The 20,050-nt window shown below is 65.3% G+C and carries 20 protein-coding genes and 2 pseudogenes; 10 read left to right on the top strand and 12 right to left on the bottom strand.

Features of this window, described 5'->3' with window-relative positions:
- Positions 1 to 9 precede the first annotated feature (9 nt).
- The 5 genes from BUF17_RS18275 to BUF17_RS18255 all read left to right on the top strand — a co-directional run bounded on the left by BUF17_RS18275 (position 10) and on the right by BUF17_RS18255 (position 5,297).
- Positions 10 to 672: a hypothetical protein gene (locus tag BUF17_RS18275; RefSeq protein ID WP_073631394.1), complete on the top strand. Its 663-nt coding sequence runs from the start codon at positions 10 to 12 to the stop codon at positions 670 to 672.
- Positions 656 to 2,899: a hypothetical protein gene (locus tag BUF17_RS18270; RefSeq protein WP_139282588.1), complete on the top strand. Its 2,244-nt coding sequence runs from the start codon at positions 656 to 658 to the stop codon at positions 2,897 to 2,899. The genes BUF17_RS18275 and BUF17_RS18270 overlap by 17 nt, the downstream gene beginning before the upstream one ends.
- Positions 2,900 to 3,007: 108 nt before the next feature.
- The gene (locus BUF17_RS18265; RefSeq protein ID WP_073631390.1) at positions 3,008 to 3,469 is read left to right on the top strand and encodes a hypothetical protein; all 462 of its coding nucleotides are present in this window, start codon (positions 3,008 to 3,010) and stop codon (positions 3,467 to 3,469) included.
- A 30-nt stretch (positions 3,470 to 3,499) separates the two neighbouring features.
- The gene (locus BUF17_RS18260; RefSeq protein ID WP_073631388.1) at positions 3,500 to 4,063 is read left to right on the top strand and encodes a hypothetical protein; all 564 of its coding nucleotides are present in this window, start codon (positions 3,500 to 3,502) and stop codon (positions 4,061 to 4,063) included.
- A 130-nt stretch (positions 4,064 to 4,193) separates the two neighbouring features.
- Positions 4,194 to 5,297, top strand: coding sequence for a hypothetical protein (locus BUF17_RS18255; protein WP_073631386.1), 1,104 nt, complete (start codon positions 4,194 to 4,196; stop codon positions 5,295 to 5,297).
- A 303-nt stretch (positions 5,298 to 5,600) separates the two neighbouring features.
- On the opposite strand, the gene BUF17_RS18250 is transcribed toward BUF17_RS18255, so the two are convergent.
- Positions 5,601 to 5,963, bottom strand: coding sequence for a hypothetical protein (locus BUF17_RS18250; RefSeq protein ID WP_073631384.1), 363 nt, complete (start codon positions 5,961 to 5,963; stop codon positions 5,601 to 5,603).
- A 138-nt stretch (positions 5,964 to 6,101) separates the two neighbouring features.
- Here BUF17_RS18250 and BUF17_RS18245 point away from each other — a divergent pair, with 138 nt between their 5' ends.
- Positions 6,102 to 6,572 (top strand): hypothetical protein, encoded by a 471-nt coding sequence (locus BUF17_RS18245; RefSeq protein ID WP_073631382.1) that lies wholly within the window; start codon positions 6,102 to 6,104, stop codon positions 6,570 to 6,572.
- 4 nt (positions 6,573 to 6,576) lie between these two features.
- Here the strand turns inward: BUF17_RS18245 and BUF17_RS18240 are convergent, their stop codons facing one another.
- Both BUF17_RS18240 and BUF17_RS23020 read right to left on the bottom strand, forming a co-directional pair.
- A complete protein-coding gene (locus BUF17_RS18240) occupies positions 6,577 to 7,647 on the bottom strand; it encodes a hypothetical protein (RefSeq protein WP_139282587.1) in 1,071 nt (356 codons plus the stop codon).
- A gap of 66 nt (positions 7,648 to 7,713) precedes the next feature.
- Positions 7,714 to 7,866, bottom strand: coding sequence for a hypothetical protein (locus BUF17_RS23020; protein ID WP_175563743.1), 153 nt, complete (start codon positions 7,864 to 7,866; stop codon positions 7,714 to 7,716).
- Between the two features lie 154 nt (positions 7,867 to 8,020).
- Here BUF17_RS23020 and BUF17_RS18235 point away from each other — a divergent pair, with 154 nt between their 5' ends.
- Together BUF17_RS18235 and BUF17_RS18230 are read left to right on the top strand one after the other, a co-directional pair.
- Positions 8,021 to 8,401 (top strand): helix-turn-helix domain-containing protein, encoded by a 381-nt coding sequence (locus BUF17_RS18235; protein WP_073631379.1) that lies wholly within the window; start codon positions 8,021 to 8,023, stop codon positions 8,399 to 8,401.
- Positions 8,402 to 8,438: 37 nt separating this feature from the next.
- Positions 8,439 to 9,896, top strand: coding sequence for a VIT domain-containing protein (locus BUF17_RS18230; protein ID WP_073631377.1), 1,458 nt, complete (start codon positions 8,439 to 8,441; stop codon positions 9,894 to 9,896).
- A gap of 33 nt (positions 9,897 to 9,929) precedes the next feature.
- Here BUF17_RS18230 and BUF17_RS18225 read toward each other — a convergent pair whose 3' ends face one another.
- Together BUF17_RS18225 and BUF17_RS18220 are read right to left on the bottom strand one after the other, a co-directional pair.
- Positions 9,930 to 10,178, bottom strand: a complete 249-nt coding sequence (locus BUF17_RS18225; RefSeq protein ID WP_073631375.1) for a hypothetical protein — start codon at positions 10,176 to 10,178, stop codon at positions 9,930 to 9,932.
- A gap of 9 nt (positions 10,179 to 10,187) precedes the next feature.
- Positions 10,188 to 10,661 carry a hypothetical protein gene (locus BUF17_RS18220; RefSeq protein ID WP_073631373.1) on the bottom strand — a complete coding sequence of 158 codons (474 nt, stop codon included), beginning with the start codon at positions 10,659 to 10,661 and terminating at the stop codon, positions 10,188 to 10,190.
- Positions 10,662 to 11,816: 1,155 nt separating this feature from the next.
- On the opposite strand from BUF17_RS18220, the pseudogene BUF17_RS22700 reads away from it, so the two are divergent.
- Positions 11,817 to 11,900, top strand: a pseudogene (locus BUF17_RS22700) (IS5/IS1182 family transposase); the annotation flags it as partial.
- Between the two features lie 309 nt (positions 11,901 to 12,209).
- On the opposite strand, the gene BUF17_RS18215 reads toward BUF17_RS22700, so the two are convergent.
- Positions 12,210 to 13,076 carry a VOC family protein gene (locus tag BUF17_RS18215; protein ID WP_244530947.1) on the bottom strand — a complete coding sequence of 289 codons (867 nt, stop codon included), beginning with the start codon at positions 13,074 to 13,076 and terminating at the stop codon, positions 12,210 to 12,212.
- Between the two features lie 128 nt (positions 13,077 to 13,204).
- Between BUF17_RS18215 and BUF17_RS23320 the strand changes: the two are divergent.
- Positions 13,205 to 13,401: pseudogene (locus BUF17_RS23320) on the top strand (transposase); the annotation flags it as partial.
- A 466-nt stretch (positions 13,402 to 13,867) separates the two neighbouring features.
- Here the strand turns inward: BUF17_RS23320 and BUF17_RS18210 are convergent.
- The 6 genes from BUF17_RS18210 to BUF17_RS18185 form a co-directional block, all read right to left on the bottom strand.
- Positions 13,868 to 14,536 carry an HAD family hydrolase gene (locus tag BUF17_RS18210; protein ID WP_073631370.1) on the bottom strand — a complete coding sequence of 223 codons (669 nt, stop codon included), beginning with the start codon at positions 14,534 to 14,536 and terminating at the stop codon, positions 13,868 to 13,870.
- 15 nt (positions 14,537 to 14,551) lie between these two features.
- The gene (locus BUF17_RS18205; protein WP_073631368.1) at positions 14,552 to 15,391 is read right to left on the bottom strand and encodes a phosphodiesterase; all 840 of its coding nucleotides are present in this window, start codon (positions 15,389 to 15,391) and stop codon (positions 14,552 to 14,554) included.
- Positions 15,392 to 15,591: 200 nt separating this feature from the next.
- Positions 15,592 to 16,872: an ABC transporter substrate-binding protein gene (locus BUF17_RS18200; RefSeq protein ID WP_073631366.1), complete on the bottom strand. Its 1,281-nt coding sequence runs from the start codon at positions 16,870 to 16,872 to the stop codon at positions 15,592 to 15,594.
- Positions 16,873 to 17,073: 201 nt separating this feature from the next.
- Positions 17,074 to 17,916 (bottom strand): carbohydrate ABC transporter permease, encoded by an 843-nt coding sequence (locus tag BUF17_RS18195; protein ID WP_073631364.1) that lies wholly within the window; start codon positions 17,914 to 17,916, stop codon positions 17,074 to 17,076.
- A complete protein-coding gene (locus tag BUF17_RS18190) occupies positions 17,913 to 18,830 on the bottom strand; it encodes a carbohydrate ABC transporter permease (RefSeq protein WP_073631362.1) in 918 nt (305 codons plus the stop codon). The genes BUF17_RS18195 and BUF17_RS18190 overlap by 4 nt, the downstream gene beginning before the upstream one ends.
- Positions 18,827 to 20,035 (bottom strand): ABC transporter ATP-binding protein, encoded by a 1,209-nt coding sequence (locus tag BUF17_RS18185; RefSeq protein ID WP_073631360.1) that lies wholly within the window; start codon positions 20,033 to 20,035, stop codon positions 18,827 to 18,829. The genes BUF17_RS18190 and BUF17_RS18185 overlap by 4 nt, the downstream gene beginning before the upstream one ends.
- Positions 20,036 to 20,050: the final 15 nt, after the last annotated feature.

The raw sequence follows: 20,050 nt of genomic DNA, 5'->3' as shown, positions 1-20,050 counted from the left end.
GATTTCACGATGACGGGACCAACAACGGCGGAAGGCCGCGAGACCTTCAAGGATGTTTTCGGAGGATCGCTCAAGCAACCCACTAATCCGCTGAAGATCGCGATCTTCCTCGCTCTCGGCGCCCTCGGCACGGTCTTCGCGATCTACGTCATTTTCGTATACGTGCCCGAAGAGGGCTTCCCGGCGATCCGCCAATGGTGGGCGAGGCTCGGCACACTGCCGTGGTGGGACGAATACCAGGCCTCCTTTCAGATCCTGATGGGCACGTTCGCGACGTTCCTCATCACCGTGTTCCCGGTCACCATGCTGGGCGAGGCTATCGTCGATCTCCGAAACGAGATGCCGTTGCGGAGAATAGGCCAGGAGCTGGTTGTGATCCGCGAATTGACGGATCAGGGGGTCGGCTATCTTGAGGGGGATACCACGGTTCAGGTGCCGTGGGCGCAGATCCAGGAGCTGCGCTCGATGGATCTGCCAGCCTTGGAGGGCAAGCTCTTCTTCGTCGTCGAGCTGAAGAGCCCGATTCACGAACGCGGCCGTCTCGTTTTCTGGGACGGGCAAGATTACTGGACCAGCATCGCCGGGCGTCTCCGTGAACGCCTGGCGGCGTATCGCGCCGGCGGCTCAAATGGGGACAAAATTGGAGTCGGATCTGATGAAAAGCTCTCGTAAAGGTCCCTGCCGGGTGCTCTGCGGCGCCCGTCAGGACGATGATCTGGCACTCCCGGCATACGGACGTTTCGAGAGGATCCAATGGTCCTACAGTATGGATGGCACGTTCAAGACACCGCTTCGCTTCACAGGCCTGCTTGACCTCAGCGGACCACACGCGATGGCTCACCTCGACTACCCGGTGTGGGCCGTGGTCGAACTCGATGCCGAGGATCCGTGCGAACCGACCGTCGACATGGATGGGGCAGCGATCCCCGGCCTGTTGAGTTTCGGTTCGGGCTTTGTGCTGTTTCGCGGCGCGCGCATGGCGGCGCTGAGTGTTTTTGCGGCAGGAGAGAACGATGCGTCCCTGAAGACGCCACTGTCGGCAATACAGGACCGCTCTGGCGTCGCCCTGGCCGGAGATTTCGGTACCGCGACCGCGGGTCATGAAGGCCTTGCCCGTGCCGGTTTCTGCGGCCTCGCCGAAGCGGGGATGCCGGACCCGGAACCGTCTCAACGCTATGCAGATCTCTCCGGCCTGGACATCGCCGGTGTGGCAATTGCTGGGGTGCGGGGTACGGCGCTTTCCGGCGTAGAGGGCCTCTCGATTGTCGAGGGGGGCGGCACGGCGCGGGCTGGAGATGGGGGTGTGGCGATCGCGACTTCTTTCAGCCCCTTCAGCACCGTCGTCGCGGGGCATGGCGGCGCCGCCATTTTAGGTGGGACCGGAGGAAATGTGAGCGGGGGAATCGCGGTTTCGACGCACGGTTGTCGCTTCCTTGAGGTCCAACTTGGGGGGATCGGGGTGGCGCAGTATGCCGCGGAGAATCTGGAGATCGGCGAAGACGCCCTCATGATCGCAACGGCCTTGGGGCCCAAAGCCGTCATCCATCTGGGCAAGCAGGCGACGCTGATCTTCCGGGAGGATTCGGACGAGCCCGAGTTTACGGTATTCTCTTCCTTGTCAGGCAACGTCGAGCCCGGACTTTATCGCTATGCGAATGGCCAGTTCCGGCAGATTGATGGGATGATGGGGCCAGGCAACATCTGGGAAAGCGAACGCCTGGAGCCGCGAAGTGCAAGCTCGATGCCACCTCCGCCGACATTCGACATTGGCGTGGAGTGGTGGGCTGCCGCCCGCAGCCATGATCCGCAAGCGCAAATCCTGCGAGAGCCGGTGCGAGAAGACGACATCGTCGTTCTCTGCGCCAATATTCCTGCGGAAGATCTGGCGGCAGGCCGAAAGGATGGCCAATGGTGGTTCGGAGCGCCCTGGGGACGAGGTGAGCTTGCGCTCACCGATGGAGCGCTGTGCTGTCTGGTCCGGGTCGAGGGCGAACATGAGCCCCATCCCGGTGGCGGCGAGCAGATTGGTTTCCGGAACGGGTCGGCGCTCTATCGGGGCACGTTGCGGGGTGCTGTCGCGGCGTTGCGGGCTTTCGGCGCCGCATCCGTGCTGGACGGGCATGTTGCGGTCGCCGGGCATGGGGGTGTCGCCCGCGTGTCGTCGCGGCGCGACCCCGTTCCGGCCATGGGAACCTGGGGGGAGAGGTCGGTTGTCTTGCCCGAGTTGGGAGAGGAGATCCCTTTTCCTGTTGCTCCTCACGCCGTCCTGCGCGGCGACCCGAACCGCGGGTGCTCTCCCTCACTCGCGGTGGCCGGAAACGAAGGGGTCGCGATCTGTGACGGCGAGGCTCATGCCGGCGAACGTGGTGTGGCCTGGGTCGCCGGCCTGGGCGTCGCGCGGGCCGGAAGTCGTGGTCTCGCAATATGTGAGCAGGGCCTGGCGCTTGCGGGAGGCCAAGGAATTGCCTTGAACCTCCCGGCCCGGATCGGAGGAGGGGAAGAATCCCAAGGAGGACAGGCTGTTGCTGGCCTCGGCGGCATCGCCATTGCGCGAGGGGTCGGGTCTTCCGCGATCAGCGGCGGGCGCGGCGTCGCTATCGCCATGAATGTCGGGAGGGCCCGCACTGGAAATAGCGGCGTTGCGATCTGCCGGGCAACTGGCGACGCACATGGCGGCGCATCCTCGGTCGTTGTCGCGCAAAAGGGACGGGTCAGCGGCCATGATCGGGCGCTGTTGGTCGCCTGGGACAAGTCAGAGAACCGATGGGTGCACGCCGTGGTCGGCCAGGGGGGTATTGAGCCCGGCGTCCCCTATGCAGCGCGCAACGGCCGTTTGGAACCCGCGCCCAAACCCTTCTTGACCGAGATTCGCGGTAAGCGGTGGCAAGAGCCGGACTGAGCGTCCGCATCCCTCGGCAAGGCGAGGCAAGCCCGCGCAATACCGCGTGGGCCGAGCCGCGGCTAGGTTTCCGTCCATCGGATCACCCGAGGGAACGGAGACTGAGCCATGAAGAAGTATCTCGCTTTCGCCGCCTTCATCCTGCTCGCCTCGACCGGCGCGCAGGCGCAGGAGAGCCAGCAGAAGATCGTCGTCAAGAACCGCGAGATGATCGTCGCCATCACCAGCGGAAAGATGGAGGACGAGATCGTCGGCAAGCCGGAGATCTTCCAGCGGAGCAACATCGCCTACGCCATTGGCATGACGCGCAGCCTCGACCAGGCCTGCACCGTCCTCTCGGCCGAGCAGAGCGCCCAGCTGGAACAGCTCGAGAGTTCCTACCGGACGCAGAACGCGGATGACGAGCTCGATGCTGCGGTGCAGGTCATGGTTCTGGGTGAGCTCGACAACGGCGCTGCCGACACGGCGGCCTTGCTCGGCCGGTTCGATTGCGCGGCGCTGCAGCGGCTCAACCTGACGGGTCCGCTGCTCGCCTTCTGGAACAAATATCTCGCCAGACTCGTCGGTTGAGCCATCGCAAGCTGCAGGAGGCGTCTTTCCATGCTCTCTCGCATCCGCATTTTCGCGACAGCCGTCGTGGCGCTGAGCATCCTTCCGGTCGTGTTAACATGGGCGCAGAGCGCGCCGTCGCCGCGCCTCGAAGCCCAGAACCAGGCCAACGCGCTCTTCGAGAGGTTCCGGGTCAAGTGCGGCAAAGATCATGTCGCCGCCATCGACGTCACAGCGCCGCAGCGGGCCGGGTTCACCGAGACATTGGGACCGGCCGCTACTGGAATTGCCCAGGGGCACACGATCTACATCGCCTATGCCGATATCCGCCTCGACGGACGCGAGACCACGACCGATATCGACCGTCGAAACGGTATCAGCTGGCGCGTGACCATGACCTACAGCGCCGCCGCGGTGCGTCAGATCTCCGTCGGCAGCGACGGAACCGAGGGCGCTTGGAGCTCTTGGCAAACGGGCGGGCCGGTCTATGCGGTAACGCTGATGCTCAAGGATGGCAATTGGTCGAGCAGCGTCGACGAGATGCCGCTGCTGGCGGGGTTGGGGCGTTACGCAAGGCTGAGACGGCCGGCCTGCGCCGAGCTCCCGTCAGGTTGAGCCGGCGAAGCCCCAGCAATTGCCCTTCGAACGACCGTCGGTCCTGCATTGCGGGCAGGGCTGATCACAGAATAATCTCGAAGCCAAGGCGCGCGGCGTTCGTCCCGCGCCTAACAAACTGGGGGATTACATGGACGAGCCCAGCGTTGCTTTCAGCGTCGAAGGCAAGACCTTTCGCAGCCCGATCGGCGTGTTTTCTGTCCTCGGCATCTGCGCCCTTGTGGGCGCAATTCTCTGCCTGCTGCAGATCGTGACCAGGCCGTTCACGTTGTCGGACGCCATCCCGATGTTCTTTGGCGGGGTGGGAGGCGTGATTGGGCTCGCGGCCGGCCTTGGCTTCACCACAATGCATTTCAACGCTTGGCGGGCCGGGCGCAATGCTGATGCCGCCGCACGGCGGATCACTCCACTTGTCATCATGCCCGGTGGAATTCTCATTGATCCCTATCCCTATGCCGGGTCCCCGCCGCTAGGGGGACAGCGCCGACGCCGTTTTGTTCGCTGGCGGGACGTCACTGCCATTGGCTCTCCGAGGGAGACGGGCCTGTTTCCCGTTACCGTGGCGGAGAAGGACGGCATTCAAAAGACCGTCTACGAAATTCCCGAGAAGTCTCGTGCCGATTCCGGCGAGCTTGCTCGTGCCGCTCTTGTCGCTGCTCGCGAACGCTATCTCGCTGGCCTTTCATCGGCGACCCAGGGAGCCGTCGGGACGTTCTTTGTTCCGGTCATCAGAACGGCGCCGCCGATCTGGCGTTCGTTTGGCGGTGGTGCGATGCTCGCTGGCGCTGCCGGCTTTGCCCTGCTGCTGGCCGCTACGGCCGCTTCGGTAAATGGTGCTGATTTGGATCTCACGGCGTTTCTCGGACTGCTCGCCTGGAGCGTCCTTATCGCCGTTTTCGCCTTGGTGATCGTCTTCGCCGCCATCAGTGGGTGGCAGGCGCGTGGCAAGGAAATCTCCTGGCCGGTCGCGACGATCGAGGCGGATGGCTTCACCGCCACCTCCCTGCCGAATGCGGCAGGCGATCTGTTCGGCGATCTCAAAGGCCGCAGCCGCCGGGTCGCCTGGCCGGAGGTTCGGCGCATCGAGCCACCGGTCGCCGGCGAGCACGCGTTGACAATCGATATTGGTCAGTCCGCCCCCCTGCGCCTGCCCGCCGTCGCCAGGGCCGAAGATGGAAGGACGCTTCACCCGGCGCTCGCTGAAGCATGGCAAGCTTGGCGCAATGCGAGCTGAACTGAGAAGCGAGCCGAACCCGGTCCAGACAAAGCCGACCGAGGCGTGCGACGTCACCCCCGCCCATTTGAGATCGAAGACCAGGAACATTGCGGTCTGAACGGCATTCGGAAATCTCGAACCGACCCGCCGGCGGTCGGGCTCCCTGTGCCTCCATTCAGCTCCGACGACCCACTTGGCTCCGACCCTACTCGTCAGCACGCTTAAGGGCGCTCTGCGCTTCGGGTCGGCGTTGCGCGGGCTGACTGGCGCCGGCTGCTATGAAAGGGCGGCGCTGGGCCCTAACTCCTCCCTGAGCGCTGCTCACGAGCCCGGGTCAATGATCGTGACGCTGACGGAGACCAACAGGAAGACCAGGATGATATTCGCGACGCCGATCGCCGATGCGTATCGCCTCGCGCCTCGCGCCCAAACTATGCCAACCGCAGCAACAACGAAAGAAAGCACCAAGGCCGCGTACTGGCCGGTCATCATCCATGCGCGGACGTCCGCGCCGACCCCATGATGGTTGATCACGAAGGGGCCCGAGAGAATCGCGAGACCCCACGGTACGATCATGAATGACAGGCCAGCTAGACGTCGCCGTGCCTCGGTTGCCTTTGGAAAGAAGCGCACAAGGGACACAACGGCTACGATCCACGCGATAAGCAGGACCCAAATGAGCATCGGAAGCTGTCTCCTTGATGGGGGCGGGGACGCGTAAGCCATTTCGGCGAGCACATCGGCTTCGGCATCGTCCGTGAATGTGATCAGCCTCGGCCAGTTGGTGCGGAGATCAAGGACGCTGGCGTCGATCCGAACGCGTTGCCGGAGGTTACCAGCACCATCGTCAATCGCCTGAGCGCGACGACGCCGGCGGAAGCGGGTGCGGAGCGCGCTCAGGATATCGAGACGCTGACAGTCCGCGCCGAGGACGGCGATCCGACGGTACTGCTGGCCTTGGGCGTGCGCCAGTTTCCAGATCCCGAGCTTGTCTTCAGCACCGAAGATCGCAGCGACTTCATGATCAAGGCGACCATACGCGGCAGCCCGATCGCCATGGCGGCCTTTGCCGATTCCGTGCTCAGCGCCGGGCGGGGTTCGGGTTATTCCGACGCCGATGCGGCGGTCTTAGCCTTCGCTGCTTGGGTCATCACGCCCTCAGGCGATCCGAACGAGGAGCACTTCCGCGGGATTCTGGACGGACTGATGGAGAAGCTGGATCCGAAGCTGCGCAAGACGATGCAGGCCTGGTTCAAGCAGACCGCAAAGCCTCTCGACCACAGCTATCCCTGAACGATCAGGGCGGAGGCGATGCCGGCAAGTTGCCCTGCACGATGCGCTCGGCGAGGAGGGCATCGAGAAGCTGTATTGGTGGCGACGTGACCGCGTCATCGACCGACTTCGTTCGACGGAGATAGGTCGCGACAGCGTGCGTGCCGGGCAGATAGGCATTGCAGAGCACATAGGTCCGCTTCACCGCCATCGAGAAGCAGCGCGTGTAGAGCTTGATCTTGCCCCGATCGCCGGGAATCGGCAGGGAGCCGGCCTCGACCGTGACAATGACGCCGGGGTCGATATCGGCCCGCGCCGGCGGCGCATGATCGCCCATCGCCGCCGCAGCCTTCTGATAGCGCTCCACCAGCGCCAGAACCTCGGACCCGTGGCCAAGGGCGCTCGCAAAACTCGCCGCCTGCTGGGCGGCCGCTGCGCTGTCATAGCCGTCGATCATGAAGATCGAGCGGTCCGGCATCAGCGCCGTCCAGCGTTTGACGAGGCCCTCCGGCGCGTCATCGGGAAGCATGGCCTCCGAGAAGCGCGGCGTGAGGCCATCGCAGCAGGTGACCCGCAGCCCGACGAGGTGGTCGAGCGTTGCGAGATCCGATCCCGGCCCCGTCTTCACCTCGGCGGTGAAGCAGTGGCGGCTGCGCTTGTCCGCGAGCGACACGCTGTCGGACCAGCAGGCCGGATCGGCGGAAAGCTCTGGCGCAGCGTCAGAAGAACCCGACTCGGCCTTGGCCTTGTCAGCCTTCAGCCGCTCCATGCAGGCGAGCTGCGCGTCCTCGCCCTTTTCCTTCAGGCATTCGAGGCTCTGGAAAAGGTTGTCGACGGCCGCGTCGGCAGCTGGCGACGGAGGTTCAGCGGCTGGCGCCGAAGACGCATCGCCCGTTTCCGCCGGCGCTGCAACGTCTGTCAGGTGGTCGCAGCGGAGCTCGGCGTCGGGCGCCGCATCGCGCTTCGCATTGATGCAGGCGACGATCTTGTCCGCGATGCGGCTGTTCTCGGCATCGTCTGCCCTGGCTGCTCCTGCGCTGCCCGCCATCAGGACCGCCAGTGTCAGGAGAAGGGATCTGCGCAGGTGTCGAGCCATGTCGGACCTCGGAGCGATTTGTGAAGCGGATCGCGGGCGGCCGGGTAATGCCCGGCCGCCATCGTTTCACTGGCCCGTGCAGGCGCGATAGCAGGCGTTGTCGGTCCCGTTGCAGGTGACCGCGCAGCGCGCATCCTGCGCCTTCCCGGTCGTCGCAGTCAGAACCAAACCGCCAAGGGCGGCGGCAACAGCGAGCGCGAGCAATGCAATCTTCGACATGGAATGACCTCCTTGGATGGCCTGCCCAAAGCGATGCCCGATGACTTCTTTTAACACATATCTTGTCGAAAGCAACACGCCTCTCGCTTCATCGGATGCCTGGGTGCGGACGCAGGGCGTTCCGTATCGACAAGGACTGTGTTAAAAGACCTGCATGAAGATCGACGAGCTCGCCGCCACGACTGAGGCCACCGTCCGGCAAATCCGCTTCCTGATTGCGGAGGGCTTCGTGCCGGCCCCCGATGGCGGCCGCACCTATGCGAGCTATGACGACAAGCATGTCCGCGCCATCAGGCGGTTCCAGCGGCTGAAGGCGCTCGGCTTTCCCAATGCCGCCATCCGCATCCTGCTGGACGCGCGCGAGGGGACGCCCATCCCTGTCGCCGACGGCATCACGCTCGTTGTGGCGACCGATCTCATCGGTAGCGATGTCGATGTCGAGCCGCTCGTGGAGCGGGCCGCTGCGCGGCTTCGCGAGGTGTTGGGCAAGCCGGGACCTGAAGCCGCCAAGCGGGCGAAGAGGTCGGCGACGTGATGATTCCCTCTCGATACGGGGTGAGGACAGGCCTTCAATGACGGAACCGCTCATCGACCCGCTTCAGCCTTTCTTGCGACCCGCTCCGGCTGCACCGGCGCCGCTGCTTCTGACGCGCACCGATCTGGAACTCTATGTTACGCCCGGCTCGGCCCGGCTCCGGGCCACGCGCGTTCTCGTCAATCGCGAGACGGAGCGGCTGGAGGCCGTGCTGACGCTCCCGCCCGCCCTCGACGGCGAGGTTGTTTTCGGTGCCGCCGTAACGATTGGTGGCGAGCGCTGGTCGGGGAGAGCGCGCGCCCATCGCAGCGGCGAGACGGCCTATGACGGCGCCACCGTCGAAGGGCAGCGTGCGCTTCTGCTCGAAGAAGCGAAGCAGGGCTGGCGAGTGTTTTCGGTCGCTGGGATCGCGCCGGGCGAAGAGGGCGCCATCGAGATCGACAGTGTAGTCGATCTTGCCGCTGGAACGACCCATCTACTGCTGCGTCCCGCAGCAGATGCCGATCGATTGACGTCGCGGCTGCCCGACCATCAGACGCCACGTCTGACCGGCACCGCCGATGCGATGACGCTGACCGTCTGGACCGACGATGGGATCGAGATCAGCGTCGACGCCACTTTCCTGCCGATCGGTCGTGCTTTCCCGATCGACGGCGCGCCGCTGGCGCTTCGCGTCACCAGCGCGCCCGATGCAACATCGGCACGGCCGCGCTCGGCGGAAGACCGCGCTGCCGCCGCTGCCCTCGACGCGAGGAGGCGGATCGCCGAGATCCTCGCCGGCCCCAAGCCGATCGATCGCGCCGCCATTCGCGCGCTCTCGGTCGAAGCCAATCTGCTGACGGCGGAGACCAGCCTCGTCTTTATCGGCCCTGCCGGCGAGGCGAACGGCGTGCTGCCGGTGATGCGCAAGGTGGCGCTGTTCGACGGGCGCAGTGCATTGACCGAGCCGCCCCCTTTGCCGGCGTCCCCGCCCGTCTTGCAGACCGTGCCGGAATGGCAGGAGACGCCGGGGCCCGAGATCCTCGAAGAACCGGGTTCGATCAGACCCGGTCGAGCCGGACGCTATCGGTCGCGCTTCGGGCGACCCGCCGCCAAGGCGCCGTGGATGGCGCGGCTCGCGAACTGGCTGCGGCATTCGCTGCGGCGGAAATCCCGCAATCCCAGCCTTGCCGAACTTGGACAGGGCCTTTGGGCCACGGCGCCGCTTGTCGTCTGGTCGAGGGATGGTGCGCTGGCCCTCCGGTCCGGCGACGCCGCGCATCTACCCGAGGACGCGGCCTTGGCGGTGCGCGCGGCTGCCCGTCATTCAGACGTCATTGCTACGGCGACGGCGTTGCGCCTGCCCACGGAGCAGCTCGCGGTCGGGTTGCTGGCGGGCGCTGCAATCCGGCAGTCAGCGGCTCCCGACACCATCCTCTCGGCGCTCTTTCCCGATAATCCGTTATCTCCGCCGCTCCCCTTCCAGCGTCTGCTGGCGGCGATGATTCTCGACTGAGACGAATGATTGCCGGGACATTGGACTCAGCCTCTACTCGACATATTGCCCACCCCCCTTGCATGGGATGCGCTCCGGCGTTGTCCCGTTCAGCCAGTGAATGGGCCAGTCCCAGCCACGTGTGATGGACTCGACAATGCCGCCGACAAAGCTTGAGTTCTGGTCACTGAGCTCGATGCAGCTTCGCTCGCTCGCTTGCCGATGAGCGCCCCAAAACCAGCCGATCAAAGCGAGGACGACGACGAGACGGAGAAACGCACCGAGATTGTCCTTGATCACCATGGCCGGTCCTTACCCCTCCTTGCCGAGGTAGCCGCGCCGCTCGACTTCGGCTCGAATTGCGTGTTCTTCCAGCGACGGGCTGGCAGAGCCGAACCCCTCGATCTCGCGCCACTGCCCGAGCAACTCATCGTCGCTGAGGCCAGCAGCGAGGGCAGCGAGATCAGGCGGCGTGTAGAGCCGCTCGAAGAGAAGATCGTCCAGCCCTGATGCGCCATTGTCGAACAGGAGTTCTGCGACGCCTTCGGTCAAGCGGATGCGATGATCTCCCCAGCCGGCCGTCGCCGCCTCGTGTAGCTTCGGCGTGTCGGGAAACAGGACCCCTGCCATCACTGCCAGTTCCGCCGCCTCGCAGGCGCCCGGATCGATCTCGCGCGGCAGCAGCAGCCCGATCCCGCCCCAGCTCGCCCAGAACAGCCCGATCGCCGCGCCGCTCTCGCGCAGGCGGACAAACCACAGGCGGGTGCTCTCGGATGGAAGGGTCATGGCAAAAGCAGTTGTTCAGCTAACCTCTTTTAACAAGTATTCTGTCAAATGCAATCGCCGTTGCAATGGGAGTGCGCGCTGAACGAAGAGGTCGGCTCGATATGGCCGTCATGCCGAGGGAAAGCGGCAAAGGCGCTCAATTCCCTTCCATCATGTACTCGTCGTCACCCGTCGACGAAGCACCCGGTGGCGGCGTGATGATCGCCGGAACCGCGATCGACGGCGCTTAGCGGGCGATCGCACGCGTTGCTGCGTTGCGGGGGCGCTCACCTCGCCCCTGTATACGATGAGGCGACCTGCCGGATCCGGTGAAGCAGGAGGTATAAAACTTCGCCAAGATCGACGTGGCATGGCAAAGGTGCTGTCGGCGGCGAGCGACCGTGAAGCAACCGTGTGCGAGCGACGTGCCCGCGCCATACTCGCGGCCGTCGCCGACGCCCAGCTCATGGCCCGCAGCCCTTCGGACAATTCCATGCGAGACGAACTGATCGAAGTGATCACGAGGCGGGTCTGCTGCCAGCGTAACGGTCGCGACGAGGACGCGGGAGCCACACGTGCAACACCCTGGGCCGCTTATGGCCACGGGACGCAGTCAAAGGTCTCCGCTACCACTCAACTTTGGTGGCATCGAATGTGTCCGCTCCCGAGTGTCCATTGCGCGATCGAATGGAATCTAGGGGATTGGCAGGAGATTGCGGCTATCCCCACAGCGGCAGCCAAGTCCGGCCAGTCCGCTTCCGGCCCCGGCTTTGACCTCGGGCGAAACCGAACGAACGGCAGGTTTCGGGTGGCGACCGCGGCGCTCCGAACGGCGACAATGGGGTCGTGAGCCGACCGGCCGGTTGAGGTGGGTCGCTAGAAATCGCAAACGCACAAGGGACCGAGGTCGGCTACGCACTATCAGCAGTCGTCGGAATGATGATCTCCAACGGTGCTTCCCACTTCCGGGTTATTTCCACAGACTGTGCCGGTTGGCGCCGCGTCTGGCGCGGCGGGCGAGGCCCGTATAGTTCAGCAGCAGAGGCCAGATGCCGGGCGCGGGTATGTTGCGCCGCACACGAAGAATTTCCCTTCGGTGAGGGTGGTGGGCCCAGCCGCTCGTCACGGCGACAAAGGTTTGGCTACCGGGAGTTGTTTCCTGCAGGATTTCCACGTCAAGGCAACCTGGTTCACGCCGTGATCCATACAGCCGACATTCGGGATCGAGACGGCGCGCAACTTGTCCTCGCCGGGATCCTAAGGGCGATGTCGGCCTCTCCGGCGTTACCGTGACGATCGGAGCCGGGTGCCCGGACGGCCACAGGCATACGCGTCCACGCGGACAGCCCCTGGTCGTGCTCTCAGGCCTCGGCTGCGCGCAGCGCGACGGCGGTCCGATCGAGGAGATCCGGCCCGGCGATATCGTGTTCTTCGCGCCGGGCGAGATGCATTGACGTGGCGCCTCGCCAGCCACGGCGATCGTGCATCTCACCGTCGCGCAGGCCGAGGATGGCCGTGTTGTCCACTGACTTGAGAAGGTGAGCGACGCCGATTACGCCGGATGACCTGTCACGGCCCGCTGTGGATTTCAGCGATATAGCCGCCTGGGAAGGCGATGATCGCGGATTGGCCTGTGCCGACATCATGCGGCGCAACCAGGACCGTGGCCCCGGACGCCTGGGCGCGGGTGAGCGTCTGGGCTAGATTGGGCACACCGTAGCCGGTGGTCTCCCGCCCATAAGGATAGGGAAGGTGGCCGTCGCTCACCAGCAGCAGCTGCGGCCCGAAGCCGGTGGCAAGCCGGATGCGGCGGAACGTTGCGTCAGGCCGTCCGATGGCGGCGCCAGGCGCTGCCTGCTCGTCCGAGACCACGTGGCCGCCGGCGAAGCGCAGAAAGTCGCGGGTGAAGGCATCGGCGGCGTCGGGTGACAGGTAGATCCGGTTTTCCGGCGCTTCTGTCAGCGGCGGATAGGACGGCGCCTTGAAATGCCAGTAGAGCTGCATGGTGACGCCGCCCGGCCAGACGATGATGGCGTCCCGGCCGATCGGGTCACGGAACGGCGCCACGATGACCTCCGCGCCCGCCGCGCGCGCCGCCTGCACGGCCTCATCCATATCGCGCACGAGATAGCCGGTGCGCTCGGCTCCGAAGGGATAGGGGATCGGCGTTCGGTAGCCGAAGACGGATGCGAGGCCATAGGGGGTTACCAGAAGCTGGGATAAGGTCTCGCTCGGCGTAGGTGTCACGGTCACGATCGCCTGCGGCGTTGATTTGCCACCGAACGTCGCGAGGAAACTTGCCACGAAGCGGTCGAGATCGCCGGGCGCCACGTAGATGTGGGTGGTGTCATATTGCGATCCGACGGCCACGGTCTGCGCGGCGGCCAGGGGCGCTGTCCAGCACAGTCCCAAGAGGCCGGCGGCGAGTAATCCCATCCGCATGCAATCCGTCCTTCTCTGCGTGCCTCATCTGAAATCAAGGCGCGTGATATCAGCTGGTTAGCGTGGCAGCTTTGCCGGCCGCTGATTCAGGTGTTTTCGCCAGAAATTCCCTTGAATCAACGATGTCGACACATACCACTCGCGCACAACATGCGCGAACCGGCCAGGCCTTGCCAAGCGATTTGACCGATGCGGAATGGGGCGGCGCTCAAGCCATTTCTCCCTCCGCCGCCCGTTGCAGGGGGGCCCGGAAATGGCCTTTCGCCGCATCGTCGAAACGATCTTGCACCTGCTCGGTGGCGGCTTGCCGTGGCGGATGGAGGACGCGATCTGTGGGGTGTCCGTCACTGCACTTGGGGCTTGAGTGGATCGCATCCAGGCCGTCCGTTTCCGGGAAGCCGATCAGAGAACATTAAAGCATATCCCGTTCAGATTGAACCGATCTGAACGATAAGGATATGCTCAAGCTTTTGAAGCTGGAGCGATTTCTTGTCGATCTGATGAGTCCATCAGATCGGAAAGCGCTTAGAGCATATCCCGTTCAGATCGAAGGATCTGAACGAAAAGGATATGCTCAAGCTTTTGAAGCTGGAGCGATTTCTTGTCGATCTGATGATTCCGTCAGATCGGAAAGCGCTCTACAGTTCCATAACGTGGGCTCGGCGCCGGCCTTCGCCTCCGACGGTCCCACAGGAGTGGCGCGACGGTGCCATCACCGAAGGTCCCGTCGACCCTCCCGTTTCACACGATCGCGCGATGCACAGCCGGACCGTCCGGGCGCGATGTCAGCCGGTCAGCCGCTCCAGCGTGACGGGCACCTCCGACCAGTCGTGGACCGTGGCGCTGGCCCCGTGCTCGCGAAGCCGTCCGGCGTGGTCCGGGCCGCAATGCGCGCCGCCCGTGAAGCCGATCACCTTCATTCCGGCCGAGCGGGCCGCGTGCACGCCGGCGACGCTGTCTTCGATGACGCAGCAGCGGTCCGCGGGAATGTCGAATGCGCGGGCGGCGTGCAGGAAGAGGTCGGGGGCCGGCTTGCCGCGCTCGACGAGAACCGAGCTGAAGATGTGGGGCACGAACAGGGGCTTCAGGCCCGTCACCGTCAGGGCAAGGTCGAGCTTCGCCGGTGCGCTGCTGGAGGCGACGCATTTTGCCAGCGCCAGCGAGGACAGCACGTCGGCGGCGTGCGGCAGGGGCTTCAACTCCAGGTGCAGTAGCTCGGTGACGCGCAATGCGACGGCGTCGGCGAAATCGTCTCCCAGCGCACGGCCCGTCTCCCGCTCGACGGTGGCCGTGAAGTCCGCCTGCGAGACCCCGGCAAATCGCGTGAGAATGGCTTCGAGCGGATAGTCGTGGAACCCGCGTCGGGCGAGTTCCTCCGCATCGACGCGGCACGCCAGAAGTTCGCTGTCGACGAGCACGCCGTCGCAATCGCAGATGAGAAGGGAGAAAGGCATCGACGGGCTCTTCGCTTACGCGTTTCTGAAGATCGAGAGGGTGCCGGGGCCGCCGTCGAGGTCGGCGACTTCGCGGGCGACCGGCTCTTCGTCCGGCTTGATCTGGATGTGGTGGAGAATGACGGTCTCGCCCTCGAACAGGATCAGTTCGTAGGACGGCGGGCGGTCGACATAGTCTGCCGCCAGTCCGGTGAAGGGCGGCAGCATCGGATGGCAGGTGCCTCGCGCGGCGGAAAACGACCGTCCGCGCCGCCGCCCGAACACCGGCACGTGGACGTGCCCGAAGGCGAGGTGCACGACCTGGGGGTGGCGGTCGAGAAGCGCTTCCAGCGCTTCGCCGTCGGCGAGGAGCATGAAGCGGAAATATTCCATGCCGAGATCGAAGGCGGGATGATGCAGGGCGACGAGCGTCGGGGTCTCCGGTGCCGCAGCAAGCGTGGTGTCGAGCCAGGCGAGGCGCTCGGCGCATAGACGGCCGGCGCTCGGAAACACCTCGTCCAGTGTGTCGAGGAACACCACCCTCTGCCCGCCGAGATCGACCGCCGCCTGCACGAAACCACCGCCGTCGTCGTGGGCCGCCGGAAAGACACGGCGGAAGGCATCGCGGCGATCGTGATTGCCGAGCATCAGGCAGACGGGAACCGGAAAGTCCGCCAGTCGGTCGCGCAGCCGGAGATAGGAGGCCTCGTCGCCCCGGTCGGTGAGATCGCCGCTGATGAGACAGAGCTCGGCATCCCCATGCTCGCGCCTGATGGCGTCCAGCACCGTGTCGAGCCGGGCCGCCGGATCGAAACCGACGACACGCTCGCCCTCGGGGCAGAGGTGGAGATCCGAAAGCTGGATGATCTTGGCCATGATGGCGCGTTCCTGCTGGCGAGTTCCTGCTGGTGAACGGGCGCGCAAGCTTTCTGGCCCGCGCGCCTCGAGGCGCCCCGCCGCTCGGATGAAGTCATCTGATCGGCGGGAGATCGTTCTGGATTCATCGGCTTGAAACGATCCAGGCCGTTGAGATCGTGGTCGGTCCGAACGGGGATACTCCCGTTCGCGGTCGTGCCTCAGTTCCCGGAAAGCGCCAGGCGGCTGGTCAGGTCGACGAGCGTGGCGAGACCTGCCTCCGGCGTGACCTGACCGCGCATGATCTTGGACAGTTCCACCTTCTGCTCGTCCCAGATGCGCGGGCCGGAGCCGCCGGGATAGCCGAACCAGGGCTTGGCGATCGGCCACTGCTTGAGGCTGGTCGTCCAGTCGGGATTGTCCTTGTAGAACGAGCCGAGATAGTCGGGCTCCGCGGTGCGCAAGTTGGTCGGCATGTAGCCGGAGCCGAGCACGACGATCTTCTGGCCCTCGGGCCCTGTGACGAATTTCAGGAATTCCCATGCGGCGCGCCGCTTGGCGGCATCCTTGGTGAGGATGACGGCGGCGCTGCCGCCGGTCGGCAGTCCGCCTTCGGCGTTGGCGGGCTGGGGATAGGGAGCGGTTCCGAAGTGGAACTTGCCGCCGATGGTCTGGCCCATGACGCGGACCTCGGCGGTGGACCCGATGAAGATCCCGAGCTTGCCGGAGGCGAATTGCTGGATGGCCTGATCCTCGTCGAGGAAGGGCATGGCCGTCTCGCTCACGAAGCGGCGGAGCAGGGTGACCGCGGTCTTCCCGCTATCGTCGCCGAACGTCACCTTGGTGTTGTCGGCATTCATCATCCGGCCGCCGGCATTCAGGATCAGCGCCTGCCAGAGCCAGTCGTCGCCCCATTCGTTCGCGGCATAGGACATGCCGTCCGCCTTGCCGCCGTCGGTGATCTTCTTCGCCGTCGCGATGATGCCGTCCCAGGAGCGCAGGGCGTCCGTCGAGGCGCCGACGGAGTCGAGCAGGTCCTTGTTGTAGTAGACGATCGGGGTCGAGGCGGTGAAGGGAAGCGCCCACTGCCTGCCCTGAACCTGTCCGAGCTGCAGCGTCTGCCCGGAATAGTTCTCCTTCACCCATTCCGGGCTTTCCTTGGCGAGAAAATCGGACACGGGGACGATCTCGCCCCTAGGCTCGAGCGTGCGGACGAGCTCGTTGAGATAGCTGTAGCCCGAATACCAGACATCCGGCAGGTTGCCGGTGACCGCGCCGCGCAGCACCCGCTGCTGGCCGTCGGTGTAGCTCGCCGCCGGCGCCAGATAATGGATGCGGATGTCCGGATGCGCCTTCATGAAGGCTTCCGCCAGCGGGTCGTGGAACCGCTTGTGCGAGGGCCACGCGTACTGGACATCGAGTGTGATCGGCTCGGCGAGGGCCGGGCCGGTCAGCGCGGCGGCGAGGCAGCCGGCCGCGAGGAACTGGATCCATTTGGACATGGGTCATCGTCTCCTGAGCAGAAGATGAGGAGGAACGCGGGGAAGAGGGCTGGCGCGGCAGCCGCCTCGGTCTGAGGCGGATGTCTGGAGCACATCCCGTTCAGATCGAACCGATCCGAACGAAAACGATGCTCAAGTCGTTGAATCGGGGGCGCTTTCTCGTCGATCTGATGTTTCCGTCAGATCAGGAGGCGCTCCAGATTACTTGAGGCCCGTCATGGTCAGCCCCTTGATGAACTGACGCTGGGCGACGAGAAAGATCACCATCACCGGGGTCACGGTGACGATCGCTCCCGCCATCAGGGCACCGTAGTCGGTGCCGAGGCCACTATCGCGGAAGTACAGCATGCCGAGCGGCGGCGTTGCCATGTCCTGCGACGAGACGACGATCAGCGGCCAATAGAGATCGTTCCAGTGTGCCGTTATCGAGAACACCGCGAAGGCGGCGATGACGGGGCGTGCGCTCGGCACGATGAGCTTCAGCAGGATCTCGATCTCGCTGAAACCGTCGAGGCGCGCGGCCTGGATGATCTCGTCAGGGAACGCTTTGAATTGCTGCCGAAGCATGAAGATCGCGAAGGGCGAGAAGATAAAGGGAAAGATCAACGCGAAGTAGCTGTCGAGCGCTCCGGCATAGGCGAGGGCGATGTAGATCGGCAGCATCGGCACCTGGATAGGCACGCACAGCGCCGCCACCACCGCCGCAAACAGAAGCTTTCGTCCCGAGAACTCGAATTTGGCGAGCGCATAGGCGGCCGGCACGGACACAGCGAGCTGAAGCGCCAGCAGCACCGAGGCCACGACGGCGCCGTTGACGAGGAACCGCGCCATCGGAACCGTGACGAAGGCATTGCGGAAGTTGTCCGCGACGATGCCGAACCCCTCCGGAAGACCGAACGGATCGCTGAAGATCTCGGATGGCGACCGCATCACGATCAGCAGCATCCAGGCGAACGGCAGCAGCATCACCGCGGCCATGGCGATGAGCACGGCGTTGGCGCCGGCCGAGCGCAGGGCGTTCCTCAAAGCGAAAGGTGCCGTCATGAGTAGTGCACCTTCTTCTCGGCGATGAAGATCTGGAACAGCGACAGGGCTGCGATGAAAGCCAGGAAGAGAATGGAAAGCGAGGCCGCGTATCCCATGTCGGTATACTGGTATGCCTCGAGATAGATCTTGTAGAGCAGCGTTTCCGTCGAGCCCGCGGGGCCGCCTTGTGTAAGCGCCGCGACCGCATCGAAGGCCTGGAAGGCGGTGATCGTGGTGGTGACGACGACGAACAGCGTGGTCGGCCCGAGCATCGGAAAGGTGATGCGGAGGAAGCGGTCCCAGCCGGCGTCCATGCCGTCGAGCGATGCCGCGTCGTAGATGTCCGGCGGAACGGACGACAGGCCGGCGAGGAACAGGATCGTGGTCTGGCCGACCATCTGCCACGCTCCGATGACGGCGAGCGTCGGCAGGGCCGTCGCGGGGTCGGTGAGAAAGTCGATCCGGCCGAGACCGATCCACACCAGCCAGTCGTTGATCGGGCCGATGCGGCCGTGGAGCAGGAACTGCCAGACCAGGGCCATCGCGACGAAGGTGCTCGTCGCCGGCAGGAAGAACAGCACCTCGTAGCCATGCCGCAGCCGGCGGCGACCCTGGATCGTCAGCGCCAGGAACAGGCCGAGCAGCACCGCGAGCGGCACGGTGATCGCGACATAGCCGAGCGTGTGCCCGACCGCTGCGAGCGCGCGGTCGTCGCTCGCGATCTGCAGGTAGTTGCGTAGGCCGATGAAGGAAACCTGCACGGCACCGAGGCTGTAGTCCGTGAAGCTCAGCCCGAACACCACGAGGATCGGCGCGATCATCAGCAGCGAGAGAAAGAAGATCGCCGGACTGGCCAGCAGAAGGCCATGCGCGGCAGTGCGACCGGCGGCGCGCGGCGTCTCGGAACGGGCGAGGGCAGGGGCGCGGCTCATCGGGCCGCCTCCGCACGGCGCGGCGGGAGAGCCGCATCCAGGCCCGCCGCCGCCGGATGCAGCCGCGCGCCCTGTTCGTCGAACAGCTTTATCGCCGTCGCCTCGAACCCGACCCTCACACGGCCGTCCGCCGGCACGGCGAAGCCCGCCAGCCGTGGGCCGGAAAGCCGGGCGACGATCCGGGCGGCGGCATCTAGGCGCATGTGGATCAGCGTCTCGTGTCCGATCGGCTCCAGCCGCTCGATGCGGGCAAGCCAGGGCAGGCGGGCTGCGGATCCCCCGTCGGCCGCGGCGACGTCCACGTCCTCCGGCCGGATGCCGATCTGCACGGCCCGGCCCGCCGGCAGGATCGTGGCGATCGGGAGTGTGTGCCCGAGGCACACGATGCCAGCGTCCGATATCGCGCCCGGAACGATGTTGATGGAAGGGCTGCCGAGAAAGGTCGCGACGGAAACGTGGCGCGGATCGTGGAAGATTTCCGCCGGCGTTCCGATCTGCAGCGCCCGGCCGTCCATCATCAAAACGATCCGGTCGGCCATGGTCATGGCCTCCGTCTGGTCGTGCGTGACGTAGAGGGTGGTGATCCCGAGCCGGCGCTGGAGTTCGACGATCTCGCCACGCATCTCCGCCCGCAGCGCGGCATCGAGGCTCGACAGCGGCTCGTCCATGAGAAACAACCGGGGTTCGCGGATCAGCGCCCGGCCGATGGCGACGCGCTGCTTCTGCCCGCCGGAAAGCTGACCCGGCTTGCGGCCGAGCAGATGGGAGATGCGCAGTTGCGTGGCGACGCGCTCGACGGCCGCGGAGATCTCGCCGCGGATCGCCCGTCCGCCGGGCAGGAGGGCGCCGAGCGCCGGCTGTCGCTGGGCCCACGACAAGCGCCGCATCACGAGAGGCGCCGCGATGTTGTCGTGGACGGTCATGTGGGGGTAGAGCGCGAAGTTCTGGAACACCATCGCGATGTCGCGGCGGCTCGGCGCGAGCCCGGTAAGGCTGGCGCCGTCCTCGGTCTCGACGGTGCCTTCGGATGGCGCCTCGAAACCGGCGAGAATCCGCAGCAAGGTGGATTTTCCGCAGCCGGACGGCCCGAGCAGGCAGAGAAACTCGCCCGGAACCACGTCGAGGTCCAGCCCGCGCAGCACGGCGGTCTCGCCGAAATGCTTGCCGAGGCCCCTGATTTTCAGGCCGAGCGATGATGTCCCCATTGGCCGGGTCGCCCT

It is taken from the genome of Pseudoxanthobacter soli DSM 19599, from assembly GCF_900148505.1.
GTDB classification, from domain to species: domain Bacteria; phylum Pseudomonadota; class Alphaproteobacteria; order Rhizobiales; family Segnochrobactraceae; genus Pseudoxanthobacter; species Pseudoxanthobacter soli.
Note: the sequence above shows the minus strand (reverse complement) of the source record. Positions and strands in the feature narration are given on the sequence as shown.